The sequence below is a fragment of the Lacticaseibacillus camelliae DSM 22697 = JCM 13995 genome, from assembly GCF_001311195.1.
In the GTDB taxonomy this organism is placed as follows: domain Bacteria; phylum Bacillota; class Bacilli; order Lactobacillales; family Lactobacillaceae; genus Lacticaseibacillus; species Lacticaseibacillus camelliae.
Genome location: NZ_BBAJ01000081.1, coordinates 1 through 9,621, shown reverse-complemented (window position 1 = coordinate 9,621; position 9,621 = coordinate 1). Strand labels below are relative to the sequence as shown.

9 protein-coding genes and 7 pseudogenes are annotated in these 9,621 nt (G+C 47.9%); 14 read left to right on the top strand and 2 right to left on the bottom strand.

The annotated features are described in order from the left end of the window. Together JCM13995_RS11395 and JCM13995_RS11390 are read left to right on the top strand one after the other, a co-directional pair. Positions 1 to 376 (top strand): annotated as a pseudogene (locus JCM13995_RS11395) (ATP-binding protein); the annotation flags it as partial. Next, positions 366 to 641, top strand: a complete 276-nt coding sequence (locus tag JCM13995_RS11390) for a hypothetical protein (RefSeq protein WP_054665787.1) — start codon at positions 366 to 368, stop codon at positions 639 to 641. The pseudogene JCM13995_RS11395 and the gene JCM13995_RS11390, both read left to right, overlap by 11 nt. A 2-nt stretch (positions 642 to 643) precedes the next feature. Here JCM13995_RS11390 and JCM13995_RS11385 read toward each other — a convergent pair. Both JCM13995_RS11385 and JCM13995_RS11380 read right to left on the bottom strand, forming a co-directional pair. After that, positions 644 to 1,375: pseudogene (locus tag JCM13995_RS11385) on the bottom strand (nucleotidyl transferase AbiEii/AbiGii toxin family protein); the annotation flags it as partial. A gap of 122 nt (positions 1,376 to 1,497) precedes the next feature. Next, positions 1,498 to 2,086, bottom strand: a pseudogene (locus JCM13995_RS11380) (type IV toxin-antitoxin system AbiEi family antitoxin domain-containing protein). A 446-nt stretch (positions 2,087 to 2,532) separates the two neighbouring features. Here JCM13995_RS11380 and JCM13995_RS11375 point away from each other — a divergent pair. The 12 genes and pseudogenes from JCM13995_RS11375 to JCM13995_RS11335 all read left to right on the top strand — a co-directional run. Continuing rightward, the gene (locus JCM13995_RS11375; RefSeq protein ID WP_054665782.1) at positions 2,533 to 2,979 is read left to right on the top strand and encodes a DUF5986 family protein; all 447 of its coding nucleotides are present in this window, start codon (positions 2,533 to 2,535) and stop codon (positions 2,977 to 2,979) included. Further along, positions 2,969 to 3,250 carry a hypothetical protein gene (locus JCM13995_RS11370; protein ID WP_054665779.1) on the top strand — a complete coding sequence of 94 codons (282 nt, stop codon included), beginning with the start codon at positions 2,969 to 2,971 and terminating at the stop codon, positions 3,248 to 3,250. The genes JCM13995_RS11375 and JCM13995_RS11370 overlap by 11 nt, the downstream gene beginning before the upstream one ends. Before the next feature lie 27 nt (positions 3,251 to 3,277). After that, a pseudogene (locus tag JCM13995_RS17840) lies at positions 3,278 to 3,373 on the top strand (hypothetical protein); the annotation flags it as partial. Between the two features lie 16 nt (positions 3,374 to 3,389). After that, complete coding sequence (locus tag JCM13995_RS16310; protein WP_225350868.1) at positions 3,390 to 4,046, top strand: ImmA/IrrE family metallo-endopeptidase; 657 nt, start codon at positions 3,390 to 3,392, stop codon at positions 4,044 to 4,046. Next, complete coding sequence (locus tag JCM13995_RS16305) at positions 4,015 to 4,413, top strand: M78 family metallopeptidase domain-containing protein (RefSeq protein ID WP_225350867.1); 399 nt, start codon at positions 4,015 to 4,017, stop codon at positions 4,411 to 4,413. Before JCM13995_RS16310 ends, JCM13995_RS16305 begins: the two co-directional genes overlap by 32 nt. A gap of 245 nt (positions 4,414 to 4,658) precedes the next feature. Further along, the gene (locus JCM13995_RS11360) at positions 4,659 to 5,849 is read left to right on the top strand and encodes an XRE family transcriptional regulator (protein ID WP_054665776.1); all 1,191 of its coding nucleotides are present in this window, start codon (positions 4,659 to 4,661) and stop codon (positions 5,847 to 5,849) included. Continuing rightward, complete coding sequence (locus tag JCM13995_RS11355) at positions 5,839 to 6,165, top strand: hypothetical protein (protein WP_054665772.1); 327 nt, start codon at positions 5,839 to 5,841, stop codon at positions 6,163 to 6,165. The genes JCM13995_RS11360 and JCM13995_RS11355 overlap by 11 nt, the downstream gene beginning before the upstream one ends. A 130-nt stretch (positions 6,166 to 6,295) precedes the next feature. Next, positions 6,296 to 7,029, top strand: a pseudogene (locus JCM13995_RS11350) (DNA-methyltransferase). Between the two features lie 98 nt (positions 7,030 to 7,127). Beyond that, a pseudogene (locus JCM13995_RS14035) lies at positions 7,128 to 7,349 on the top strand (hypothetical protein). 3 nt (positions 7,350 to 7,352) lie between these two features. Beyond that, a complete protein-coding gene (locus JCM13995_RS11345) occupies positions 7,353 to 7,850 on the top strand; it encodes an antirestriction protein ArdA (protein ID WP_054665769.1) in 498 nt (165 codons plus the stop codon). Between the two features lie 61 nt (positions 7,851 to 7,911). After that, positions 7,912 to 8,304 carry a conjugal transfer protein gene (locus JCM13995_RS11340; protein WP_054665765.1) on the top strand — a complete coding sequence of 131 codons (393 nt, stop codon included), beginning with the start codon at positions 7,912 to 7,914 and terminating at the stop codon, positions 8,302 to 8,304. Further along, positions 8,288 to 9,621: pseudogene (locus JCM13995_RS11335) on the top strand (conjugal transfer ATPase TcpF); the annotation flags it as partial. The gene JCM13995_RS11340 and the pseudogene JCM13995_RS11335, both read left to right, overlap by 17 nt.

The following is a 9,621-nucleotide window of genomic DNA, read 5'->3' as shown; positions in this document are numbered from 1 at the left end:
CGATGCCATGCAAGTCATGTCCAAACTCAAGCAGATTGTCATGCTTGGGCGCCAAGCTGGCTTCTTTCTCGTGTTGGCTTGCCAACGACCTGACGCAAAATATCTGGGCGATGGGATCAGAGACCAGTTTATGTTCCGTGTTGCGCTTGGGCGCATGAGTGAGTTGGGCTATTCCATGATGTTCGGCGAAACCAACAAGGACTTCTTCCAAAAACCAATCAAGGGACGCGGCTATGTTGACACTGGCGGTAGCGTGATCTCTGAATTTTACACACCACTAGTACCGCGCGGCTATGACTTCCTCACCGAAATTGGTGCCGCAGCCAATATCGTACCTGCAACCTCAACAGAACAGGAGGTGCCAAATGAGCACTGATGTCAAAATCGAAAACCGCACGCAATTCCTCAACGATTTTCACGAAAATGTACCTTTTCAGTCTGACGAAGACGCGGAAGACCAACTTGAATGGATGGCAATGCACGCCCGCGAGTATCCAGATTCAAGGATCTGGATGGGCGCTCCCGGCGGACTGACCGCTGATCACTTTCCGAAGCGCTTTTGGTTCAACGTCACTACTGACGACAATGGTGGCCTGATGATGACTTACACCAACGTCGCAGATGAAGGTGACGAGGAGTAATTTTATGGTAATCCGATCTCGTTCACCAGATCTAATGCAGCATCGCATGTGGCTTCATAAGTAACGTTCTCACTGTATACGTAGGCCACTCGGTACTTTTCCCAGCGCTGTTTCAATAGCACAGACCCACGCAACGCCGTGATAATCTCCACGTATCGCGGCAAAAGCGCCTCCGAGCCCCGAAGCTCAGCTGTCGCCTGCAACGCATCCTTTAAGACTTTGAAATTGATATTCTGCCGTTGCACCTTATCGAACAGATACAGGTCGTAGAAGTCTTTCATACGTGAATTAAGTTCTTGCCGAACAACCATGGACTCGAGTTTCTCGGCAAGAATGGTCTCCATATTGTAGGCCATAACCATGATGTCTTGGTCATTAAAGATTGTGTGATGATGCCATGAAATTTCTCGAGGCGTGATTATATCCCCCGTTGAAACATCAATCTTCGTATCTACGACGCTGTTGTAGATTTTTGCCTCGATATGAATGCGAAACCCGGCATAATCTGCCGCGACACGAATATCGTCAATCTTAGCTATTCTGATTGTCACGTCGCTGTCTGGCTCGTTCATATCAGCGATGTCCGTAAACACTTTGAGGATTTCCTCTTTTGTTACCGGTAGACCCTTAACCGAGGTGTCAACGTCACGCGTCGCTCGCGTATCAACACCTAGCATTGACGCGATTAAAAACCCGCCTTTGAGAATCAAGTTATCCCGGTAAGGAGAACGAGAAATACGATCCACAATCTCGTCTAATGCCACTTCTTGCATCAATATTTGGGGATCTATCTGCTTTTCTTTGGCAAGGTTACGCACCTTAGCCTTGAACTGTTGCCCATTTGAAAAACCGAGTTTCACAGTAGTACCTCCATGTAGTTGTTGATTTTTTTCTCTAACTTTGAACAAATCTGCATAGCGTACAAGCCGCCCAATATCTTTTTGCTTGAGCCGCGAATAGCTGATCATCGCTTGACGGATCGTTTCCGAATCTGATGAATCACGCGTTCGCAATATGTCACAAAGGGTTCGCTCGATATTATAGACCCGAACCTTGTGTTGACCTGGCGACATCACTTCCTCAACCCCTAATTTGTGCCATTCTGCCTTTTGCCGATAGATTCGCACAGGAAACTCACCAAGTGAACTTGCATTATAGCCGCGAGGGAAATTCATTTGGTAGCGATCCGGTGTTCTATCGATCATATGATGCAAAAAGAGTGCCGTGTCTTTGTAGTAGATACCTTTGTTAAAACGATATTGAAGGATATACATGTCATCTTCAAATATCGCCGGGTCAATATACACCCCACGTCCTACTCGTTCTAGCTTGCCAAGGTTTGCAAGATCAATAAGCAGATGTGGATCTATGCCAAGCTTTCTAGCATCTGTGGTCGTTACCTGCCCATTATTTTGCTTCAAGAAGAATTCAATCAAATCTGACATTAAGTTCACCTCACGTTTCAAACATCATTGTACCATATAACGATGCTTGAAACGTGAAATCACAAATACGAAAGGAGCATCCATGAGAATACCAATTATCAATAATCAAAGTCGTTTTTAGGAAGATACGGGGATACAATTATAGCTGGAACACCAGAAGGCGACGATCACTGGCTCGAACTCGTCGGTGATCGCACCATCTCGGGCAGGCCAGTCTACTCCTGGTTCACAGCTAACATGGCGCAAACTGGCATGCAGCTCACTTACCATAGCTGGGCGCACCATTATTAGAAGAATGCGAGAACAAGTGTTCGTTTCCAGAGCAGGATTGACGTATAATTAGCATTATTCTAAGTATTTACGATTCAGAATCGTATAAACACTTGTTTTTGTCAACCGTAAGGACTAGAATGTAACTATCACAACGATGAAAGGACTTAACCCTTATGGACTACAATCAAGAAGTCGTCGCTGCTCAAATTTCTGCGATGCGTTTTACGGACTCTGATATTGCACCAGACTATCAAGCTATCTCCACCGTTACTCACAATGGCCGTCATTTCTCAACTTGGGATCGTCGGTTTCAAATTTTGTGTGACAAACTGGCGAAGAATCCCCGCTACCAACAAATCATTATTCCTCGTGGTCTCTGGACTTTAGTGGCCATTCTTGATAAGGACGAATCAAAGTTATATGTCATGATGACTGATCAAAATTTATCTGCTAGGCGTCATGAGGTTGAATTGAAGGGCTTCTCCACCCACTACGTATACTCTCTTCTCTTTGTAAATGAAGGTCTTGAACCTGTTTCAGAACAACTAGAGATGATTCCACCACTTGACGATGACAAGCAAGAACATCGTATTAAGGACCTGGAAAAAAATGCTTGGTGATTGGGTTGACCAAGTAAGCGAAGTACTTATTGGATCGTTCGAATACGGTCACGGTGAAATTATCGGCGGTTCGCTTAATCTATTTGATGACAATTACCGATTGGTTGACAGCGTTGATTTGAGCGAACAAATCCTCCACCCAATTGAACAAGGCGATGTTCAATCAAATCCAGATATTAAACCACAGCCGCAAGAACCTATCGTCAAGCTACGTGCAAAGCGTCGCTCACAAGAAGACAAAGAAAAGAAGTCCAACTCGGACGAAAAATAATATAATCACTAAAGGTGTGGAAGTACAATGAATTTTGAATTAAATGGTTCGCGTCTGCGTGAAGCAAGGCGTTATCGCCATATGACCATTGCTGATCTCGCTGATAAAGCATCAGTAACCAAGCAAATGATTTCTCGATATGAACGCGGGAACTCAACGCCTGGTCTCGAGGTCTTCCAAAAAAATTATCCAGGCCTTGAAGTTCCCCTTAGATTATTTTACCACCGAAGACCAACTCGAGTTTCAGGATGGCGGCACCTTCTTTCGCAGCCGCCTTACCGCTACCCAATCAGAAAAACAGCCTAGTGAAACTTACAAGCGTGCAACGGCCATAGTCAGAGATTATTTTGGTGAATTCATAGATTTTCCAGAGCTGACCGACGATCAATTTGAAAACGATACTCCCCGACAGGCCGCTATCAAGCTTAGAAATCGATGGGGTTTGGGCGACTCACCTATTCCGAACATGATGCGACTATTAGAAACCCACGGTTTAATCGTCGCCGTGGTCGATTCTGGATCAAACAAGATTGACGCTCACAGTGGCTTCTACACAGTAGATGGCCGCTCATACTACATCGTACTTGTTGACAGCGCCAGCCACTCATTTTATCGTGAGCAGTCTACTCAAGCCCATGAATTAGGGCATCGCGTACTCCATGCAAATATCTTAAATCCTCAAGAACTAGATGCAGAAGACTACAGAACAATGGAAAAGGAAGCAAGTCAATTTGCTTCCGAATTTCTATTACCTGCCCAAGCCTTTGAAAAAAACTCTTGGTACAGACAAACTTGATCTAAAACACTATGTTTTTCTTAAAAACCACTGGCATGTCTCGATTGCTGCGATGTTGTATCGTGCACGTGACCTAAACTTAGTAACCGCCGATGAATATCTAAAGCTTCAAAAAAAACTTAGTTATAGACAATGGCGAAAGGTTGAGCCGCTCGATCTAAATACTCCCTCTCCAAAACCTGTACTCCTCAAACAGTCACTTGATTTGCTTATGCAGCAAAACATCCTAGACCCCAGCGAATTAAGTCACGAACTTGGTATAAAATACGGAACGCCATTTCCTAACGAAATTTTGGCAGAAGTAATTGGAGTAGATTTAAGTCAATTCAGCGGTGAAATCGTCCAACTAAAGCCGCTGGTTAAGTAAGCAATACATCTCGCCCTGCCGCCACGCGCGGCGTGCAGCGCGAAAGCCGCAAGCGTGAGCAGCAGCGGTCGGCGCCAGCGACCGCTTACCCCCAGTACTCTAACAGGGGGGTATTAAATACAACGTCTGTGCCTGAACACAAGGCAGAAAGCCTGATATGACAGGCTTAAATTGAATAGTTACAAAATGATGGATTGCACCCCGCATCCATCATTTTTTGTCCAAAAATCAAAGGAGGCTAAAATGTGGTTTCTTGGCATGAACAAGTTAAGCTGCATCGCAAACAATTACAACTGACGCAAACTCAAGTCGCCCGACGCTTAGGTGTCACACGGATGCATTACGTCCAAGTGGAAAACGGTAAGACGAACCCTAGTCCTGCGCTGCAAATGGAAATCGACCGGCTGCTCAAGAACTGGAACGATGAACCGGAACTAACGCTGATGTTTGACTACATGCGCGTGCGGTTCCCGACCCATGACGCCAAGGCCGTGATTACCAAGATTCTCGGTCTGACCCCGGAGCACCTGATATTTGAGGAACACGGCTTCTACGGCTATTCGTCCATGTATATCTTCTCTAATATTCAGGTCATGGTGGCACCGGTTGGCTCCAATCTCGGCACGTTGGTTGAAATGAAGGGCCAAGGCTGCAGGGAGTTTGAAGGCATTCTGCTCAGCCACGGTGAAAACTGGTACGACTACTTTCTTCGGGTCGATGAAGCTGGCGGTATTTTCAAACGGATCGATATTGCAATTAACGACATGGTTGGCCTGCTAAGCATTCCAGAACTGGTCGATAAGTGTCTGAACAACGAGTGCATTTCTGTCATGAGATCGTTTCAAGGGTTGCAATCAGGCAAGCTCGTGGATCTCGATGAGGTTGGCCGAGGCAATACGCTGTACGTCGGCACGATGAAAAGCGACGTGTATTTCTGCATCTACGAGAAGGCTGCTGAACAAGCGGCCAAGCGCGGAATCTCGATTGCCGATACCCCAATCATCAACCGATTTGAGATTCGTTTGAAAAACGAGCGGGCAATTAAGGCGATTGAGAACATGCTGATAACCCGTGACGCTGAAAAGGTTGCGTTTGGTATCATCACCCGCTATATGCGCTTCGTGGATGAAGTCCCGGACAAAAGCCGCTTGAAGTGGCCGGTCAACGAACGTTGGGCATACTTCCTTGGCAAAGGACGCCAGCCGATTCGCTTAACCACCGATCCCCAGCCCTTTGACCTGAACAAGACCAAGGCGTGGCTCCAAAAGCAAGTCATGCCAACGCTCAAAGTCATCAAAGAAATCGACAACTACTTTGGCACCACTGACTTGCAGCTCATGATCAAGGACGCCGAGCTGACCGACAAACACCTCAAGCTGATTGAACAACAGACTGTTGGTAGCGAAGAGCTAGGAGGTGACATGTTTGGTCAATGACGTGCTGGCTTCCCACCCGCTGCGCGGTAAAGCATTCAAGGACTGTGTGCTGAACGTGTACGTCTACAAGGCAGCACTAGTCGGTGTCGTCGAGCACAAGAAGTACCGGCGTATCTGCGATATGAACAGTTTTGGCTTCACGGCACAAGACTACATCGCTTGGCGGCACCAGCAACAAGAACACCCGGCGGCGCTAATTGGCCGCGATGGATGTGCCTTGAACCACGGCGAGCTGCGCCGACTGCTTTATCAGACAGCCGAAGATTCAGGCTGGCCGGTCTTCGCTACACCGGTGGAAGACCTATTTTTCGATTAACCAACTCGGTCGCGATTGACCGTGACAAAACAATCGCAATTCAAAAAGGAGTGATGGTCACAAATTCAACTAAAGGAGTATCACCGCAATCAAACTAGACGTCATCTACAATCGCGAGTGTCTGGAAGGCATGGCGGACTTACCGACATCCTCCATCGACATGATCCTGTGCGACTTGCCGTATGGCACCACAGCCAACGCTTGGGACAAGGTGATCCCGTTTGAATACCTCTGGGGTCAATACGAACGGCTCATCAAACCCCAAGGCGCGATTGTGCTAACCGCAACTGAACGGTTCTCTGCGGACTTAGTGCAATCAAACCCAGCCTTGTATCGCTACAAGTGGGTCTGGATCAAGAATACCGTCACCAACTTCGTCAATGCTAAGAACCGCCCGCTATCCCGGTTCGAGGAAATTCTCGTCTTCTCAGAAGCGGGCACGGCCAATTTTGGCAACTCTCCTGATACCAAAGGCATGAACTACTTCCCCCAAGGGCTGCTCCCCTATAACAAAACCGTCAACTCGCGTAAGTACGAAAATTCCAATCAGTTACACCCGCGGAATGCGCCCGACACGTACACGCAAGAGTGGACGAACTACCCGTCTGACGTACTCAACTACAAGTCTGATCGCACCGGCTGGCACCCGACACAAAAGCCCGTCGATCTTTTTGCCTACCTCATCAAGACTTACATCCAACCCGGTAAAATCGTGCTAGATAACTGTATGGGTCTGGCACCACCGCGATCGCCGCAATGGACACTGACCGCCATTTCATCGGCTATGAAATTAGCGAAGAATACTGGCGGCGTGCCTCTGATCGCATCAAGCACCACCACGCAACTCAAACCGAGCTTTTCTGATTCGTTATCCCTGATCCGGTAGCCGCTGACCGCGCCAAAACAGCGGCATATTTGAAAGGAGCCCTGGTCACAAAACTAAAAATCAAAGGATGATTATTATGAATTTCGGACAAAACTTGTTTAATTGGTTCACTTCAAACGCCCAGAGCCTGGTACTGATGCGATTGCCATTATTGGGGTCTACCTCGGCTTCAAGCGTGAATTTTCCAAGCTCATCGGTTTTTTTGGTCATTGCGATCATTGCCGTAGGGCTGGTCTTCAACACTGCTGGAGTCAAAGACGTACTGTTGAATCTGTTCAATCGCGTCATGGGAGCCTAGCCTATGGACGACATCAAAGTCTTTATTGCCAATCTTGGCAAGTATAACGAGGGCGAGATTGTCGGCGCATGGTTCACGCCACCAATCAACAACGAAGAACTCGCAGAAAAATTAGGACTGAATGACCAGTACGAAGAATACATGGTTCAGGACTACGAAGGCACCGTTGTCTTTAGTGAGTATTCAACGATTGGCGAGATCAACGAAGCTGCCGCAGCCGTCGAAGCGTTGAAAGGCACCGAGATTTACCCAGCTATCAAAGAGCTTATTGGCGAATGGTACGACAACGTGATCGAACTCGCCGCACACAAGGATGACATTGCCTGTTATCACGTTGCGAACATGACTGAGTTGGCCGAAGAACTGGCTGACGAAGGCTGGTTCGGCGACATTCCGCCACAAGTTGAAAACTATATCGACTATGCCAAGGTCGGTCGTGACCTCGAAATTGAAGGAGGTTTCGTTGAAACACCTCATGGCATCTACCAATTATTAGACTAACTCTCTGGGCTGGCGCTGCAAAAGGCGTCAGCCTTTTTATCTCACCATGAAAGGAGATCACATGAAGAAAGTCAGATCCTACACCAGCATCTGGTCGGTCGAAAAGGTGTTGTACGCCATCAATGACCTGCAACTACCGTTCCCGATCACATTTACGCAAATGACGTGGTTCATCGTCAGTCTGTTTGCGGTCATGCTGCTGGGCGACTTGCCGCCACTGTCATTCATTGACGGCGCGTTTCTCAAGTACGTCGGCATTCCGGCCGGGCTAACTTGGTTCATGAGCCAGAAAACCTTCGACAACAAGAAGCCAATGGGATTCTTGCGGTCGGTGATCAACTATGCCATTACTCCGAAGCTCACCTATGCTGGTAAACCTGTGAAGTCGCAGAAAGAGAAACAAACCGCTGCTGTGACCTACGTTTGGAGGTACCACAATGAAATTTCCAATTAAGTATATCGAAGACAATCTCGTCTGGAACACTGACGGCGAGTGCTTTGCCTATTTTGAATTGATCCCGTACAACTACTCGTTTCTAAGCCCTGAACAGAAACAACAAGTCCACGAGAACTTCCGGCAGTTAATCTCGCAGAATCGCGACGGCAAGCTCCATTTATTGCAGCTCGCCACCGAAGCTAGTGTCCGAGACACTCTCGACCGCTCGAAGAAGTTGGTCAAGGGGTCGCTGAAAGACATCGCCTTCCAGCATATCGACGGCCAAGCCGAAGCATTGACTGAAAACGTCGGTGACAACCAAGTGGACTACCGCTTCTTCATCGGCTTTAAGCTGTTGCTGAACGACGCAGAGGTTACCGCCAAGTCTATCTTCAAGGATATGTCCTTGGGCATTCGGGACTTCTTCGCCGAGTTCAACACAACGTTTGCTGGTGACTTCTTCACCATGAACAACGCAGAGGTGGAACGCTACGCCAAGTCCGTTAAGTTCCTTGCCGAAAAAAATTGGCCGCCGGTTCAAAGTCCGTCCGCTCGACAAGAACGACTTCGGCTACTTGTTGGAGCACTTATACGGCATGGCGGGGCAAGACTACGATGACTATGACTATCACTTGCCCCGCAAGAAGTCCAAGCGCGACACGATTATCAAGCGCTATGACCTGATCAAGCCAACCCGCTCACTGATTGAGCAGCACCAACGCTCGATCAAGATCACCCACGGACTGGATAGTAGTTACGTGACGTACCTGACGCTTTCCGACATTGTTGGTGAATTGGAGTTTCCCGGCAGTGAAATTTTTTTATTTCCAACAAAGCCAGTTCGACTTTCCAATCGACACCAGCTTAAACGTTGAAATCGTGACGAACAAGAAGGCGCTGACCAAGGTACGCAACAAGAAGAAGGAACTCAAGGACTTGGACGAACACGCCTACCAGTCCGGCAACGAAACGACACGCGGCGTCAGCGACGCTTTAGATTCGGTCGATGAACTTGAAAGCAATCTTGATCAAACCAAAGACGCGATGTACAAAATCAGCTACGTCATTCGCGTGGCCGGGCGATCCGAGGACGAAATGAAGCGCCGCGCCGATCAGCTACTCGACTTCTACGACAGCCTTAACATCAAACTTGTGCGACCATTCGGCGACATGCTGGGGCTACACAGTGAGTTTATCCCTGCCTCGAAGCGCTACATCAACGATTATATCCAATATGTGACCAGCGACTTCATCGCCTCACTGGGCTTTGGCGCGACGCAATCGCTCGGCGAAAAGGAAGGTATCTACATTGGCTACAACGTGGACACTGGACGA